The organism is Caulobacter hibisci (assembly GCF_016135805.1).
GTDB classification, from domain to species: domain Bacteria; phylum Pseudomonadota; class Alphaproteobacteria; order Caulobacterales; family Caulobacteraceae; genus Caulobacter; species Caulobacter hibisci.
This window is the reverse complement of record NZ_JADWOX010000005.1, coordinates 21,065-37,338: the sequence shown is the minus strand read 5'-3', so window position 1 is coordinate 37,338 and position 16,274 is coordinate 21,065. Positions and strand designations below refer to the sequence as shown.

The following is a 16,274-nucleotide window of genomic DNA, read 5'->3' as shown; positions in this document are numbered from 1 at the left end:
CCTACTGGGTCTGGACGCGGGTGCGGACGCGGCCCTTGAAGACCACGCGGTCGCCCTTGTCGCTGACGCTGTAGCTGTCGGCGCGGACATTGCCCTGCGGACCGGTGCCGGCCACGGCCATCGGGCCGAGCGCCTCGCCGGTCTTGGTGTCGATGCGGGCCTCCTGCGAGGCGAACTGGTAGCCCTGGCCGTTGTCGATCTTCACGTCCTGGGTCAGCACCAGCAGGTTCTGGGCTTCCTGGTAGACGCCGCTTTTCGAGGTCACCCGGCTGGCCTCGGGCGCGCCGTAGCCGCGCACCAGGGTCGGGTCGACCAGCTTGACCTTGTTGGGATCGGCCGGGTCGCGCTCGGCGCGGCGGGCGGTGATCAGGAAGGCGCGGCCGTCGCGCATGGCCCCGGTGAAGCGCGGGTTGTCCATGGCCAGCGGCGCGGCCGTGGCGGCCTTCACCGCGTTGCGGGCGTCGATCATCCGATACGCCGTCTGGCCGACCACGGCGACGCCCACCCCGACGGCGAACACCAGCAGGCCCGCCCGCGTCCAGCGCGCGGAAGGCCGACGCCGGTTGCGGCGCGGCTTCTTGGCGGCGGTCGAGAGGGCGGCGGTGGTCATGCGGCGGACGATCCAGAACGGACGCCATGGATAGTCTTCAACGCGGCCGAGGCCAAAGGGGTTTTTCGTTCCTACCGCGACCGCCCGCGCGCCGTGACCGGCCAGATCGCCACGAGCGTCTCGCCCTCGACCACGTGATAGGCGTCGTAGAGGTTCACGGTCGGGTCGCAGTGCGGGACGGCCAGGGTGACGCGGGCGCCCAGGGGCGGGGGCGCGCCCGACGACGGCACGAGGGCGCCGTGCTCATCGCCCATGAAGAAGTAGCGCGAGCCTTCCGGTGCGCCGGCCACGACCTGGGGCGGATCGGCGTCGGTGGACATCGATTTGAAGCCCGCATCGACGGTGACCATGCCGGGGCTGTTGGCGCTGACCACGCGGGCGTCGATGACCAGCGAGCGCTGGTAGGGGCTCGCTTCCGCTCCCTCCCCAGCCAGATCGCAGGCCAGGTACTGGTCGTCCATGAACACGTAGGAGCCGACCTGCAGCTCGGTGAAGATGTCGAGCTCGGCGTCGATGCGGTGCGAGCCGGTGCCCGAGCCGCTGACGATCGGCGGTGCGCCCCCGGCGGCGGTCAGGGCGGCGATGACTTCGCGGATATAGGCCCCGCGATCCTCCAGCGCCGACTTGCGCACGTCGAAGGCCTCGATGTGCTGCTGGACGCCGCAATAGCATTGCAGGCCGGCATAGGTCAGTGAGGGCTGGGCCTGGATCGCCTCGAACAGCGCCACGGCGGCTTCGGGCGACGCCACGCCCGTGCGGTGGATGCCGGGGTCGAGGTCGATGACCACCTCCAGCGGCTTGCCCGCCGCCGATGCGGCCGCGCCCAGGGCGGCGACGTTGTCGGGATGGTCGGCGACGACCTTCAGGCCGGCGGTCTTCAGGTTCAGGGCCGCCAGACGGGCGATAGCCGGCGCGGAGACCACGGGGGAGGTGATCAGCAGGCCCTCGATCACGCCGTGGGCCGCCAGGGCCTCGGCCTCGCCGGTCTTGGCGCAGCACAGGCCGACGGCCCCGGCCGCGATCTGAAGCCGGGCGATGTCGGCGCTCTTGTGGGTCTTGGCGTGGGGGCGAAGCTTCAGCCCCTTGCTCGCGGCGAAGGCGGCCATGGTCGCGATGTTGGCGGCGAGGGCGGCCCGATCGACCACCAGAACGGGCGTGTTCAGCTGCTCGCGCGAGCCTTGTTGGCCGACCAGATCGGCGTGCAGGGCGATATCCGTCATGGGTCAGATCCCGAACAGCTGGGTCATGTGGGCGTTGGCGAACTTGGCGGCCGGGTCCCAGCTCTGGCGTACGCGCAGGAAGTCGGCCGCGCGGGGATAGAGGCGGTGGACGTCGGCGGGGGTCAGGCCGTGGCGCTTGGCCCAGTGCGGGCGACCGCCGCCACTGGCCAACACGGGCTCGACCTCGGCGAAGACCTCGCGCCACGGCATCCTGGCGTACTGGTGGAACGAGATCGAGGCGCCGGGGCCGATGTTGAAGGGGCTCAGCCAGATGTCGTCGCCGGCCACGAGGCGGAACTCGAACGGGAAGGCGATCGGCAGGCGGCGCTTGCGGATGTGGTCCATGGCCGCCTTCAGGGTCGGCAGGCCCGTTTCGCGCGGCATCTCGTATTCCATCTCCTCGAAGCGGACGTTCCGCTCGGAGGGGAAGATCTCGTAGGCCGGGGCCGCGCGGCGGCTGGGCGCGCCGGCCAGCTTCATCAGCAGCCTTTGCAGCGGCGCGGTCAGGACGGGCAGGGCGGCGCACAGGTCGCAGACCGCCCGGAAGATCGCCTCGTCGCCTTCGCCGCCCTTGCCGGGCGTCTCGTCGGCGGCCTCGGCGGGAACCGGGTGCAGGGTCTTGAAGATCACCTGGTCGCTGTAGGGAAAGACCCAGAACTCCATGTGCCGGGTGGCGGCGGCCAACTCTTCAAAGCGCTCGACCACCTCGGCCAGGGGCAAGCGGCTGATCCGCTCCTCCAGATGGTAGGCGGGCACGACATTGATGCGGATGGCGACGGCCACTCCCAGCAGGCCGAGCGACAGGCGCTGGGCCTGATAGAGCTCGGGTTCCAGGTCCGGGCCGCACTCGACCAGCCGGCCGTCGGCGACGAGCAGGCGGAAGCCGCAGGCCTGGGTCGCCAGGCTTCCGAGCGCCGCGCCGGTGCCATGGGTGCCGGTCGAGACGGCACCGGCCAGGGACTGGGGATTGATGTCGCCCTGATTGATCAGCGACAGCCCCTCGGCCCACAGGGCGGCGGTCAGGCGCTTGAGGCTCCAGCCGGCAGGCGCCCAGACGGTCTTGCGGTCGGGGGCGATCTCGACCGCGCCTTCCAGGTCGGACAGGTTCAGCAGCAGGCCGTCGGTCTCGCACAGCGGCATGAACGAGTGGCCGGCGCCGGTGACGCGGACCTTGCCGGCCTGGGTCACCAGGGTGGAGAGTTCCGCGATGGTGCGCGGCCGGGCGAGGCTGCTGGGCGTCGCGGTGACGCTGCCCGACCAGTTCTTCCAAGCCTCCATCGGCGTTCCCCCGCTGCGATGGACTGACGATAGTAAAAACTATCGTTATTGCAAGTCGGTGTTGTCGGACGGTTATAGCGAACCTCCCCCTGTGGGGGAGGCGATCGCGCCAGCGATCGGTGGGGGGAGTTCGTACGAAGTCGGCCAGCGGCTCGGAAGCTGAAAACGGCCCCCCACCGGCCTTCGGCCGCCTCCCCCACAGGGGGAGGTTCCTTGATCTCAAAGCTCGACGTCGAACGTCTCGAAATACCGGTCGAACAATCGCCCGATCTCCTGAGACAGCGCGCCGGCGTCCTGCTCGGGCTCCTCGATGGCCATCTCGGTGGCGGCGTAGGTCAGCTCGACCATCATCCGGGTGGCGACGGCGATGCGGGTGGCGGGGACGGCGGGAAAGCGGGCGGCCAGGACTTCGCCGAACTGCTCGGCGACCATGTTGCGCGAGGCGAAGCGCAACTGCTGCAGCATCGGTACGGCGCGCAGGGCCCGGCCGATGGCCGCGCCGCCGGGGAAGCGCCGGGTCATGTCGATGACGTCGGTCAGCAGGGCGGCGACCTTGGCCACGCGCTCGCTGGCCGTGTCGCCCTCGAGCCCGCCGGCCGCCATCCAGGCGAACACCGCCTCGTCCTGGATCCGCATCAGCCGATCGCCCAGCTCCTTCAGGATCGCGTACTTGTTGGGGAAGTAGCGATAGAGGGCCGGCGGCGTCAGGCCCGCGCGCTTGCAGATGGCGTTGGTGGTCAGCTGCTCGAAGCCGGCCTCGACCAGAAGCTCCCCCGCCGTGGCCAGCACCACCTCGTAGGTGTCCTGGGCCCGGGCCTGGGTCGGCCGCAGCTTGGCGTCGAGGGGAATGTCGGCGGCCGGCTCGGCCGTCGGCTTGGGCATCGGGGTCTCCTGAAGTCCCGACCAGACCTAGAGCGCTTCCGGTCGAATGCCAATGTTCGTCCATCGCCAAAGCTTAACGGGACTTCGCTCGCGGCGCGGGCGAGGGTCGGGCCGAAGCGCTGGGGGCGGCTCTTCGTGGGGTGAGTTGCATGATCGATCGTCGCGGTCTGTTCGCCGCCGCCGGGGCGCTGTGCGCCGCGCCCGGCCTGTCCTTCGCCGCGCCAGCCAGGCTCGGCGCTGACAATCCGGTCGTCGAGGCCTTCGTCGCCGAGCAGAAATTCCAGGGCGTGGTGATGATCGGCCGGCGCGGCAAGCCGTCTTACGTGCGCGCCTTCGGCTCGGCCGACATCGAAGCGAACAAGCCCGCGACGCGCGAGACGATCTATGGCGTCGCCTCGATCTCCAAGTGGCTGACCACCATCGCCGTTCTTCGACTGGTCGAGCGGGGCAAGCTGTCTCTGGATTCGCCGATCGCCACCTGGCTGCCCGACCAGCGGCCCGACACCGGCAAGACGGTGACCCTGGCGCACCTGCTGTCCAACGCCAGCGGCATACCCAACGCCTTCACGCCGGCCCTGAAGGCCGATCCGGAGCTGCTCAAGCACGAGCTCTCGGCGGCCGAGGCGGTGAAGCGGTTCGGCCAGGGCGACCCGCTGTTCCCGCCGGGCACGAAGTTCGATTACCACCTGGTCAACTGGTTCATCGTCACCGCGATCGTCGAGGCGGTCATGGGCAAGCCGTTCCAGACGGTGGTGTGGGACCTGACGACCGGTCCGCTGAAGATGAGCCACACCCAGGCCGGCCTGATCGACGCCGATCCGGGCGTGGCGCAGTCCTACTATGCCGGCCCGCCGCTGGCGCCGCGCAGCAATCCGCGGCTGTCGGTAATGGCGGCCGGCGGCGGCTATTTCAGCACCGCCGACGACCTGCTTGTCGCGGCCCACATCGTCTTCGACACGCCGTTCCTCAGCGAGGCCTCGCGCAAGGCCCTGACCACCATCCTCGTCCCCGAGCAGGACTATGCCCTGGGCGGCCGGGTGCGGACCCTGACCATCGACGGCCAGCCCAGACTGGCCGGCTGGGAGACAGGGCGCACGGCCGGCTTCAGCTCGGTGCTGGGCCACAGGCTCGACACCGGCGACACGGTCGTGATCCTCAACAACACCGACCTGTCGCAGAAGGCGCTGGATCTCTTCGCCGACAAGCTGTTCGGGGCCGCGCCGCGGCCTGGGTAAGGCGAAGTTCTGTGCGTGGTCCTCGTCCTTCGACAGGCTCAGGATGAGGACCAAGTGCAGGCCGAGCGGTAGAAAAACCTCATCCTGAGCTTGTCGAAGGACGAGGTTTTCGCCCTGGCTGACGACTGCTGACAAAAGTGGGCGCGGGGCGGGGTTCTCGGGCCGAAGAGCAGTGCTATGAAAAGCCGCCTTAGGGGAGAATCCTGCTCATGTTCCGCAGCCTGCTAACCGCCGTCGCCGCTTCCGCTTTGCTGGCGGGGGCTGCTCACGCTCAAGACGTCAAGACCGCCGAGGCGCTGCGCGACAAGGCCCTGACCGACCGGCTGGCCTGGGACATCACCGAGGACCTGACCACCAGCATCGGCCCGCGCCTCGTCGGCTCGCCGGGCATGGAGCGGGCCAAGGACTGGGGCGTGGCCAAGTTCAAGGCCCTGGGCTTCACCAACATCAAGGTCGACCAGTTCCAGAAGCCGTCCTGGACGCGGGGCGAGGAGAGCGCCGAGCTGGTCGCGCCCTATCCGCTGAAGCTGTCGATCGTGGGCCTGGGCCGCACCATCCCGACGCCCGCCGCCGGCATCGAGGCCGAGGTGGCGCTGTTTTCTACCTATGCCGAGATGATCGCCGCGCGGGAAAGCGCCATCAAGGGCAAGATCGTCGTCATCACCCAGCCGATGGTCCGCGCCCAGGACGGCGCCGGCTATGGCGTCGCCGGCGTCTCGCGTCGCTCCGGTCCGGTCGAGGCCGCCAGGCGCGGGGCCGTGGCCCTGCTGATCCGTTCGATCTCGACCTCCAGCTCGACCGTGCCCCACACCGGCGTCACCACCAACGGCCCCGACGTGATCACCATCCCGGCCGCCGCCTTGGGCGTGCCCGAGGCCGAGCAACTGGAGCGCCTGGCCAAGAAGGGCCCGCTGCGCATCAAGCTGAAGCTGGCCTCCAGCGTCGACGCCGGCGACGTGGCCTGGAACATCTCGGGCGACATCAAGGGCTCGGAAAAGCCCGACGAGGTGATCGTCATTGGCGGCCACCTGGACAGCTGGGACGTCGGCACCGGGGCCTTCGACGACGCGGCGGGGATCGCCATCACCACGGCCGCCGCCAAGCTGATCGGCGATCTGCCCAAGCATCCCAAGCGCACCATCCGCGTGGTGATGTGGGGCTCGGAGGAAAGCGGCGGCTCGTCCGACGCCTTCCTGGCGGCCAACAAGGACGGGCTGTCCAAGCTGGTCCTGGCCGGCGAGAGCGACACCGGCGCCGACCGCATCTACAGCCTGCAACTGCCCAAGGGCGCCGAGGGGCATCCGGCCATGAAGGCGGCGATCCAGGTGCTGAGCCCGCTGAAGGTCTATTTCGACAAGGCCCCGGCCGCCCATGGCGGCGCCGACATCGGCGGCGTCGAGGGGGCGGGCGTGCCGGTCATCAACCTGAACCAGGACGCCAGCCGCTACTTCGACTACCACCACACCGCCGACGACACCCTGGACAAGGTGGATCCGATCCAGTTGGCCCAGAACGTCGCCGCCTGGACGAGCTTCCTCTACTTCGTGGCGGACAGCGACATCGACTTCCGCGCGCTCAGCGCCGCGGCTCCGGCGCCGGCGGGGCACTGAACGCTACACCCTCCTTCTTGCCAGACGCCCCATTCTTGAAGGTCATCGCCCGGCTTGTCCGGGCGACCCAAGCTGATCCTCAGTGGATCTCCGATCAGCTCGGCTTGGGTCGCCCGCATGAAGCGGGCGATGACTTCTTGTTGGGGGAGGGGATGCGATCCCCCGAAACACTCCCCGCGCGTGCGGCGCGTCGCCGCGACCGTCGGGTGAGTCAAAAGGTCGCGAAGCGCGCGGCCGTTCATACTTTACGTGCTCGTCCACAGATTTGCCGCGCCGCGGCAAAGCTTGCGCAGGGCCTTCCCGGGCAAGGAAAAATCGCCGCAAACCCCAGTCGCGCAAGGGCGCGACCTGGTTAACGGCCGTGCCGAAATGGCGCACGTCTTGGTTGCCGAGCCGTAATACGGCGAGCCCATCGTTATGACGACATTAACGACCTTCGGGCCTTTCTACGCCTCCATAGGCGCTTCATTCGAACTTGCTCCAGTCGTCGAACGACGGTCGGGTCCGGTGCGGCGCCGAAGGGTTCCTTTTTCTCTAGTGTCTGTGGAGGACGCTTATGCCCGCGGCAGTGCGGGGGGGACCGCGCAAGCCTGCGCGCCCCCGGGCCGAAGCGCCCGCAAGTCCGAATACGACTCGACCGGCTTCGCGCGGCCCCGCGCAGCCGGCGGGGAAGCTGCACGCCGCGCGCGGCGGGGTCGGCGTCTCGCCGGGCCTGGCCCTCAGCATCGCCGGCGGCGCGCTCGTGCTCGCCCTGGTCGTCACCCTGGCCACCGGCCACCGCGCCCAGCGCCTGGGCGAGGCCATGGTCCACGGCGTCGATGGCGAATTCGCCAATCTCGGCTTCAAGCTGAAGACCGTCCACGTCACCGGCGCCTCGGCCACCGCCCAGGCCGATATTCTGAAGGCCACCGGCCTCTACCAGGACCAGCCGACGCTCGGCATGGACCTCGTCGATCTGAAGACCCGCGTCGAGGGCGTGGGCTGGGTGAAGTCGGCCAAGGTTGTCCGCCTGCTGCCCGACACCGTGATGATCGCCGTCGAGGAGCGCCCGGCCCTGGCCGTATGGCAGCACTCGGGCCGCCTGAAGGTGATCGACGCCGAGGGTCGCATCATCCGCGAGGCCGACGCCGCGCGCTTCCCGCACCTGCCGCTGGTGGTGGGGCAGGGCGCCGACCAGGCCGCGGGAAACATCCTGCCGGCGGTCAACGCCCGGCCGCGCCTGCGCGATCGTCTGGAGGCGCTGGTGCGCGTCGACGACCGTCGCTGGGACCTGAGATTGAAAGATGGCTCGCTAATCCAGCTGCCGGCCATTGACGAAGAATCCGCGTTGATTCAATTGGATCAACTGGACCAGCGGCAGCGCATCCTCGATCTCGGCTTCGCGCGCATCGACCTGCGCGATCCCGAGATGGTGGCGATCCGGCCCCGTGACTCCGTGCTGCCTGGGCAGCCGGTGGCCAACGGGGCTTAAGAACAAAAGTGATGGACTGAGGTGACCCTGACCATGTCGCGACTTGAGGACCGGAGACAGGCCCGTGACGGCCTGAAGGCGACGCTCGTGCGTCAGCCCGCGGTCGCGGCTGTCGACCTGGGCGCGTCCAAGGTCACGTGCTTCATCATGAAGGGCGACGGCATCCATCGCGACAACCGCACCCTGACGACCGCCGGGGTCGGCTATGTGCAGTCGCGCGGCGTGCGCGGCGGGGCGATCGTCAATCTCGACGAGGCCGCCCAGGCCATCGCCCAAGCCGTTGAGCGCGCCGAGACGGTCGCCGGCGTCAACGTCCAGGGCGTGTCGGTCTGCACGGCCGGCGGCCAGATCGCCAGCCACCGCGTCCACACCCAGGTTTCGCTGGGCGCTCGCCCCATCGCCGACGGCGATCTGTCGCGCGCCATCTCGTCGGCCCTGGCCCAGGTTCGCCTGCCGGGCCGCAAGCCCATCCACCTGCTGCCGATCGCCTGGTCGGTGGATGGCCAGAAGGGCATCCGCGACCCCCGCGCCATGTTCGGCCGCGCTCTGGGCCTCGAACTGTTGGTCGTCTCGATCAACGAGAACGTCTTCCACACCCTGGCTCACTGCGTCGAGCGCGCCCACCTGTCGTTCGAGGGCGTGGTCGCCGCACCCTTCGCCTCGGCCCTGGCGGCCTTGGAAGAGGACGAGATGGACCTGGGCGCGGTCTGCATCGACATGGGCGGCGGCTCGACCTCGGTGGCCGTGTTCAACAACGGCGCCCTGTGCCACGTCGACAGCCTGGCTGTCGGCGGCGGACATGTGACGCAAGACATCGCCCGCGGCCTGCAGACCTCGGTCGCCGGCGCCGAGCGCATCAAGACCCTGCACGGATCGGCCATCGCCTCGGCCAACGAGGACCGCGAGATGATCGAGGCCCCGCCGCGCGGCGACGATCCGGGCGCTGGCCCCGTCATCGCCCCTCGGAGCCTGCTCAAGGGCATCATCCAGCCGCGCGTCGAGGAGACGCTGGAACTGCTGCGCGAGCGCCTGAAGGCCTCGGGCGCGCCGGTGGAGCCGGGGGCGGGCATCGTCCTGACCGGCGGCGCCAGCCAGCTGGCCGGCGTGCGCGAAGTCGCCGTGCGGGTGTTCGACCGTCCGGTCCGCCTGGGCCGTCCGCGCCGGGTGCCGCACCTGGCCGACGCCGCCTCGGGTCCGGCCTTCTGCGCCGCGGCCGGCGTTCTGCACCGCGCCGCCTTCGGCCCGCGCGAGGTGGTGTCGCCCAAGGCCCTGACCGGCGGCCAGGTGCGCAAGCGCCCGATGGACCCCAACGCCTCGCCGGTAGCCAAGGCCGCCGCCTGGCTGCGCGACAACCTCTAGGGCTTTCGTCCCATCGCGGGATTTCGAAGCGCCTCGCCCGAAAGGGCGGGGCGTTTTGGTTTGCGCCCGCCCAAATCACTTCGCGCTCGCCCGCCAGGTGAATTAACCCTGTCGCTTAACTTTCTAAGTGCCTGAAAGGCTGAACAGTGTAGTTTCGCGCCCCCGAATCTGGGGGTTTCGGGCCGAAAAAGCGCCCAGCGACGTTGCGCCGCACGGCCCTTCCGGCACCGCTTGGGAACCAAGGAGTTCCAAGCAATTCCTTTGGATAACTCGCTTTTTTCGCCCCAAGTGGGATCGACCTGCAGCCGACTCAGATTATGGCTTTAACCGCCAGTTAACGATGGTGGTTGTTCTGTTAACCCGATCGTCGAGGCGTTACCGACTTGCGGTCGGTTCAATTGACGAATTCGGCGTAAGGACGCGAGGGTCCCCATGGCTATTTCACTTTCGGCGCCGCGCACCACTGAGCTGAAGCCGCGTATCGTGGTCTTCGGGGTCGGCGGCGCGGGCGGCAATGCCGTGAACAACATGATCGAGGCGGGCCTCGAGGGTGTCGAGTTCGTCGTCGCCAACACGGACGCTCAACAGCTCCAGTTCGCCAAGACCGACCGTCGCATCCAGCTCGGCGTGCAGATCACGCAGGGCCTGGGCGCCGGCGCGCACCCCGAGGTGGGCATGAGCGCCGCCGAGGAAAGCTTCCCCGAGATCGGCGAGCACCTGGAAGGCGCTCACATGGTGTTCATCACCGCCGGCATGGGCGGCGGCACCGGCACGGGCGCTGCCCCGATCATCGCCAAGTGCGCTCGTGAACGCGGCATCCTGACCGTCGGCGTGGTGACCAAGCCCTTCCACTTCGAAGGCCGCCACCGGATGCGCTTGGCCGACGCCGGCATTCAGGAGCTGCAACGCTACGTCGACACCCTGATCGTCATTCCGAACCAGAACCTGTTCCGCGTCGCCAACGAACGCACGACCTTCGCCGAAGCCTTCGGCATGGCCGACCAGGTGCTGCACTCGGGCGTCCGCTCGATCACCGACCTGATGGTCCTGCCGGGCCTGATCAACCTCGACTTCGCCGACGTCCGCACGGTCATGACCGAGATGGGCAAGGCGATGATGGGCACCGGCGAGGGCACCGGCGAAGACCGCGCCCTGATGGCCGCCCAGAACGCCATCGCCAACCCGCTGCTCGACGAAGTCTCGCTGAAGGGCGCCAAGGCCGTGCTGGTCAACGTGACCGGCGGCATGGACATGACCCTGCTCGAAGTGGACGAGGCCGCCAACGCGATCTCCGACCAGGTCGACGCGGAAGCCAACATCATCTTCGGCGCGGCCTTCGATCCGTCGCTGGACGGCGTGATCCGCGTGTCGGTTGTCGCCACCGGCATGGACGGCGCCTCGATCCAGCAGATCGAGCCCAAGCCCGTCTCGCGCAACGTCCAGGCCCCACCGCTGCTGGCCGAGACCACCCGTCCCGCGCCGCAACCGGCTCCGCAGCCGGTCGCCCAGCAGGCTCCGGCCCAGCCGGAAATCCGCCCGGGTTCGCGCTACGAGGCCCGTCCGATCGAGCGTCCGACCTCGGCCGCCTATCCGGAACCCGCCTATGAGCCGGCCCCGCAGCCGGTCCAGGCCCAGGCCGACCTCTACGCCCAGCCGGAAGCCGCCTACGAGCCGGAACCGGTCTATGAGCCGGCCCCCGCGCCGCGCGTCACCCGCATCGTCGACCCGATGGTCGCCGAGGCCGAAGACGAGCCGCTGTACAGCGATCACTACGAGGATCGCCGTCAGCAGAAGAGCGGCGGCTGGATGAGCCTGTTCGGCGGCGGTCGCCAGCAACGCTACGAGCCGGCCCCGCAGCCCCAGGCGCGCCAGACCAGCTCGGTGCGTCCGCAACTGCAGCCGATCGAGCCCCAGGCCGACGACGGCGAGGATCTGGAGATCCCGTCGTTCCTGCGTCGCCTGGCCAACTGAACACCGAGTTAGTACCAGTAAGCGTAACAGTAAGCGTACCGCGTAAGTCGAAGCGCCCGGGTCTCTGGCCCGGGCGTTTTGCTTTGTAAAACGCTCCCCCTGAAGGGGGAGCTGTCGCGGAGCGACTGAGGGGAAGTGACTGCTGAGCCTCAGCGACAACTTCCCCCTCCGGCCCTTCGGGCCACCTCCCCCTTCAGGGGGAGGATCTTTGGCGCTAGACCTATCGTGCCAATGATGCGCCGTTCCAGGTCACGATGAAGCTCACTCGCACCGACAAGAAGATCCTCGACGTCCTGCAGCGCGATAGCGGGGTCACGAACGTCGAGTTGGCCGAACGCGTCGGGCTGTCGCCCAGCCCGTGCCTGCGGCGGGTCAAGCAACTGGAGGCGGCAGGGCTGATCAGTGGCTATGTGGCGGTGCTGGATCGTCGCAAAGCCAAGCTCGACCTGCTGGCCTATGTCGAGGTCGCCGTTGATCGCCACAACGAGGCGGCCGCCGAGGCCTTCAAGGAGGCGATCCTGCGCGAACCGCTGGTGGTGGGCTGCCACGCCATGACCGGCAGCTACGACTACCTGCTGCGGGTGGTCGCCCCCAGCCTCGACGCCTATGCCGAGTTCACGATGAAGCGCCTGCTGAAGATGCCGGCCGTGAAGGACATCCAATCGAGCTTCGTGCTGGAGACGATCAAGGACTCCACGGCCCTGCCGCTGGATTATCTGGAGTAGGGGGTCCTTCTCCCCTCGCGGGAGAAGGTGGCGGCCGAAGGCCGTCGGATGAGGGGTCTCTCAAATCCCTCAACTTCGCCCAGTCGTTCCGCCCTCGCGGCGTTGCAGGTCGTGCGACCCCTCACCCGACCCGCTTCGCGGGCCACCCTCTCCCGCAAGGGGAGAGGGATCAGTGAGATTTTTAGGTCATAAAATGACCCATTCAGCTTCTCTCCAGGTCATCATCGCCACAACGCGTCTCCGTGCCTGACCTATCCTGACGTCCGTATCCCCGACTCCCGGAGCGGCCGTCATGCTGGTTCTCGATCGCAAGCCCAAAGCCGCAGCCACGCCGATGCGCGCCGCCCTCGACGGCGTCGTGGCCTACAAGGCCGGCATGACCCTGGCCGAGGCCGGTCGTCGCACGGGCCTGTCGGACTTCGCCAAGCTGGCCAGCAACGAGAACCTGCTGGGGGCCAGCCCCAGGGTCGCCGCCGCTGTGATGGCCGCCGTGGCCGAGCCGCAGATCTATCCCGACCCCTATTGCGAGACCCTGCGCGCGGCCATCGGCCAGCGCCTCGGCGTTTCCTCGGAGCGGATCGTGGTGTCGCCGGGCTCCGAGGCCCTGATCGACTACGTGTTCCGCGCCGTGCTGGCGCCGGGCGACGAGATCCTGCTCTCGTCGCCGACCTTCCCGGCCTACGACATCTTCGCCCGCTGCGTCGAGGCGACCATCGTCGACGTGCCGCGCCTGGCCAATTTCGACCTCGACGTCCCGGCCGTGGCCGCCGCGGCCGCCAAGGGGCCCAAGCTGCTGATCCTCTGCACGCCCAACAACCCGACCGGCAACGCCCTGTCGAAGGAAGCCGTCGAGACGGTGCTGGCCGCCACGCCCAAGACCACCCTGGTGTTCGTCGACGAGGCCTATCGCGAATATTTCGAGGCCTACGACATGCTGGCCGTGCTGGAGGCCTGGGGCGGCCCGTGGATCGCCGCGCGCACCTTCTCCAAGGCCTATGGCTTGGCCGGCATGCGGGTGGGCTACGGGATCGCCTCGAGCGAAGACCTGATCGCCTATCTCGACCGCCTGCGCCCGCCGTTCAACGTCACCGCCGTCAGCCAGGCCGCCGCCCTGGCCGCCTGGGATGACCGCGAGCACCTGGCCTCGACCGTGGCCCTGACCCTGTCCGAGCGCGTCCGCGTCGAGGCGGCGCTGGACGAGATGGGCGTCGAATACACCCGCTCGGAGGCCAATTTCGTCTTCCTGCGCACCCCGGCCGGGCCGGAAGCGACTGCCATGCGTTTGTTGCACGAGGGGCTCATCGTCCGTCCGACGCCCGTAAAGGGCGGCTGGGTGCGCATCACCGTCGGCCGGCCGGCCGACAACGACCGCCTGATCGCCGGCCTCCCGGCCGCGCTGGTCCCGTAAGAAAACATCACGAGCCTTAGGGAGGCCCGCATGCCCGTCACGTCCGACAACCCCCTCGGCCTCAACGGTTTCGAGTTCGTCGAATTCACCAGCCCCGATCCAGCGGCGATGAAGGCGATCATCGAGCAGCTGGGCTTCGTGCCCGCCAGCACCCATCCGACCAAGGCCGTGACCCGCTACAAGCAGGGCCGCATCAACCTGCTGGTCAACGAGGATACGGCCGGCCAGGTCGCCGATTTCCGTAGCCAGCACGGCCCGTCGGCCAACGGTATGGCCTTCCGCGTCGACGACGCAAGCCAAGCCTTCGCTGACGCTTTGAAGCGCGGCGCCAAGGCCGCCGACGCCAGCCGTTCGGTGCTGGGCGACGGCGCCAAGGTGTTGGAGGGCATCGGCGGCAGCTTGCTCTATCTCGTCGAAGGCGAGGGCTCGATCTACGACGGCTGGACGCCCGTTCCCGGCGCGGCCGAGGCTGAGGCGGCCAATTCGGTGGGCCTGGATCTGCTCGACCACCTGACTCACAACGTCAAGCGCGGCCAGATGCGCACCTGGTCGACCTTCTACAATCAGGTCTTCGGCTTCGAGGAGCAGAAGTACTTCGACATCAAGGGCCAGGCCACGGGCCTGTTCAGCCAGGCGATGATCGCGCCCGACAAGGCCATCCGCATCCCGCTGAACGAGAGCCAGGACGACAAGAGCCAGATCGAGGAGTTCATCCGCCAGTACAATGGCGAGGGCATCCAGCATCTGGCCCTGACCACGCCCGACATCTACGACACCGTCGAGAAGCTGCGCGCCCGGGGCGTCAAGCTGCAGGACACCATCGAGACCTATTACGAGCTGGTCGACAAGCGCGTGCCGGGCCATGGCGAGGACCTGGAGCGCCTGAAGAAGAACCGCATCCTGCTGGACGGCAATGTCGGCGACGAGGGCCTGCTGCTGCAGATCTTCACCGAGAACCTGTTCGGGCCGATCTTCTTCGAGATCATCCAGCGCAAGGGCAACGAGGGCTTCGGCAACGGCAACTTCCAGGCCCTGTTCGAAAGCATCGAGCTGGACCAGATCCGCCGGGGCGTGATCACGGTCGAGGCCTGAGGGGCCACACCTCTCCTTCAACAAGCTCAGGATGAGGTGTTTACTGCGAGACTAGCATTCGTCCTCACCCTGAGCTCGTCGAAGGGCGAGGACGGTCGCTCCGCGTTGAACGATCCAAGGACCCAACCATGGACCTCCGCTACCAGACCGGCTTCGGCGCTCACTTCGCCACCGAGGCTGTGGCCGGCGCCCTGCCGGTGGGGCAGAACTCGCCGCAGCACGTGCCGTTCGGCCTCTATGCCGAGCAGATCTCCGGCACGGCCTTCACCGCGCCCCGGCACGAGAACCGCCGAAGCTGGCTCTACCGCCTGCGGCCCAGCGCCGGGCACGGCGCCTACAAGCCCTACGTCCAGCCGCGTCTGACCAGCGTCTTCGATGCGCCCGTCACGCCCAACCGCCTGCGCTGGGACCCGATCGAGATCCCCGCCGTGCCGACCGACTTCGTCGACGGCCTGGTCACCCTGGCCGGCAACGGCGACGTGGCGGCTCAGGCCGGCATGGGGGTGCACCTCTATCTCGCCAACGCCTCGATGACGAACCGGGTGTTCTACGACGCCGACGGCGAGTTGCTGATCGTGCCGCAGCAGGGCGTGCTGACCCTGGTCACCGAGATGGGGCGCCTGAAGGCCGGCCCCGGCCACATCGCGGTGATCCCGCGCGGCGTGCGCTTCCGGGTCGAGGTGGATGGGCCCTCGCGCGGCTATGTCTGCGAGAACTACGGCGCGGCCCTGCGCCTGCCGGAGCTGGGGCCGATCGGCTCAAACGGCCTGGCCAATCCGCGCGACTTCGAAACGCCCGTCGCGGCCTTCGAGGACGTCGATGCGTCGACCCTGGTGATCCAGAAGTTCCAGGGATCGCTGTGGGCGGCCGAATGGGACCACAGCCCGCTCGATGTGGTCGCCTGGCACGGCAATCTCGCGCCGTATCGCTACGACCTGGCGCGGTTCAACACGATCAACACGGTCAGCTACGACCACCCCGACCCGTCGATCTTCACGGTGCTGACCTCGCCCAGCGACACGCCGGGCACGGCCAATGTCGACTTCGTGATCTTTCCGCCGCGCTGGATGGTGGCCGAGCACACCTTCCGCCCACCCTGGTTCCACCGCAACGTGATGAGCGAGTTCATGGGCCTGGTGCACGGCGCCTACGACGCCAAGGAAGGCGGTTTCGCCCCCGGCGGCGCCTCCCTGCACAACTGCATGAGCGACCACGGTCCCGACGTGGCCAGCCATCGCAAGGCCACCGACGCCGATCTTGGCCCGCACAAGATCGAAAACACCCTGGCCTTCATGTTCGAGAGCCGCTGGGTGATCGCGCCGACGAAGTTCGCGCTGGAGCATCGCGCGCTTCAGGCCGACTATGACGCGTGCTGGGACGGGTTCCCCAAGGCCCGCCTGCCGTAACCAGAAC

13 protein-coding genes are annotated in these 16,274 nt (G+C 68.6%); 9 read left to right on the top strand and 4 right to left on the bottom strand.

Annotated features, from left to right (window positions below; translation table 11 throughout):
• Position 1 precedes the first annotated feature (1 nt).
• The 4 genes from lptC to I4Q42_RS09125 all read right to left on the bottom strand — a co-directional run bounded on the left by lptC (position 2) and on the right by I4Q42_RS09125 (position 3,990).
• On the bottom strand, positions 2-610 hold the full coding sequence (gene lptC, locus I4Q42_RS09140) for an LPS export ABC transporter periplasmic protein LptC (protein ID WP_198575762.1): 609 nt from the start codon (positions 608-610) through the stop codon (positions 2-4).
• A 71-nt stretch (positions 611-681) separates the two neighbouring features.
• A complete protein-coding gene (locus I4Q42_RS09135; RefSeq protein ID WP_198575761.1) occupies positions 682-1,830 on the bottom strand; it encodes a DSD1 family PLP-dependent enzyme in 1,149 nt (382 codons plus the stop codon).
• Between the two features lie 3 nt (positions 1,831-1,833).
• Positions 1,834-3,108 carry a D-arabinono-1,4-lactone oxidase gene (locus tag I4Q42_RS09130; RefSeq protein WP_198575760.1) on the bottom strand — a complete coding sequence of 425 codons (1,275 nt, stop codon included), beginning with the start codon at positions 3,106-3,108 and terminating at the stop codon, positions 1,834-1,836.
• A gap of 219 nt (positions 3,109-3,327) precedes the next feature.
• Complete coding sequence (locus tag I4Q42_RS09125) at positions 3,328-3,990, bottom strand: TetR/AcrR family transcriptional regulator (RefSeq protein ID WP_198575759.1); 663 nt, start codon at positions 3,988-3,990, stop codon at positions 3,328-3,330.
• Between the two features lie 149 nt (positions 3,991-4,139).
• Between I4Q42_RS09125 and I4Q42_RS09120 the strand changes: the two genes are divergently transcribed.
• The 9 genes from I4Q42_RS09120 to hmgA all read left to right on the top strand — a co-directional run bounded on the left by I4Q42_RS09120 (position 4,140) and on the right by hmgA (position 16,267).
• Complete coding sequence (locus tag I4Q42_RS09120; RefSeq protein WP_198575758.1) at positions 4,140-5,225, top strand: serine hydrolase domain-containing protein; 1,086 nt, start codon at positions 4,140-4,142, stop codon at positions 5,223-5,225.
• A 209-nt stretch (positions 5,226-5,434) separates the two neighbouring features.
• Positions 5,435-6,835, top strand: coding sequence for a M20/M25/M40 family metallo-hydrolase (locus I4Q42_RS09115; protein ID WP_408611061.1), 1,401 nt, complete (start codon positions 5,435-5,437; stop codon positions 6,833-6,835).
• Positions 6,836-7,391: 556 nt separating this feature from the next.
• Positions 7,392-8,306, top strand: coding sequence for a cell division protein FtsQ (gene ftsQ / locus I4Q42_RS09110; protein WP_198575757.1), 915 nt, complete (start codon positions 7,392-7,394; stop codon positions 8,304-8,306).
• A gap of 33 nt (positions 8,307-8,339) precedes the next feature.
• Complete coding sequence (gene ftsA / locus I4Q42_RS09105; protein WP_198575756.1) at positions 8,340-9,665, top strand: cell division protein FtsA; 1,326 nt, start codon at positions 8,340-8,342, stop codon at positions 9,663-9,665.
• 432 nt (positions 9,666-10,097) lie between these two features.
• Complete coding sequence (gene ftsZ / locus I4Q42_RS09100) at positions 10,098-11,636, top strand: cell division protein FtsZ (RefSeq protein ID WP_198575755.1); 1,539 nt, start codon at positions 10,098-10,100, stop codon at positions 11,634-11,636.
• Positions 11,637-11,890: 254 nt separating this feature from the next.
• Positions 11,891-12,361: an Lrp/AsnC family transcriptional regulator gene (locus tag I4Q42_RS09095; RefSeq protein ID WP_198575754.1), complete on the top strand. Its 471-nt coding sequence runs from the start codon at positions 11,891-11,893 to the stop codon at positions 12,359-12,361.
• A 292-nt stretch (positions 12,362-12,653) separates the two neighbouring features.
• Positions 12,654-13,769, top strand: a complete 1,116-nt coding sequence (gene hisC, locus I4Q42_RS09090) for a histidinol-phosphate transaminase (protein WP_198575753.1) — start codon at positions 12,654-12,656, stop codon at positions 13,767-13,769.
• A gap of 30 nt (positions 13,770-13,799) precedes the next feature.
• Positions 13,800-14,861, top strand: a complete 1,062-nt coding sequence (hppD, locus tag I4Q42_RS09085; RefSeq protein ID WP_198575752.1) for a 4-hydroxyphenylpyruvate dioxygenase — start codon at positions 13,800-13,802, stop codon at positions 14,859-14,861.
• Between the two features lie 128 nt (positions 14,862-14,989).
• The gene (gene hmgA, locus I4Q42_RS09080; protein WP_198575751.1) at positions 14,990-16,267 is read left to right on the top strand and encodes a homogentisate 1,2-dioxygenase; all 1,278 of its coding nucleotides are present in this window, start codon (positions 14,990-14,992) and stop codon (positions 16,265-16,267) included.
• The last annotated feature ends 7 nt before the right edge of the window (positions 16,268-16,274 follow it).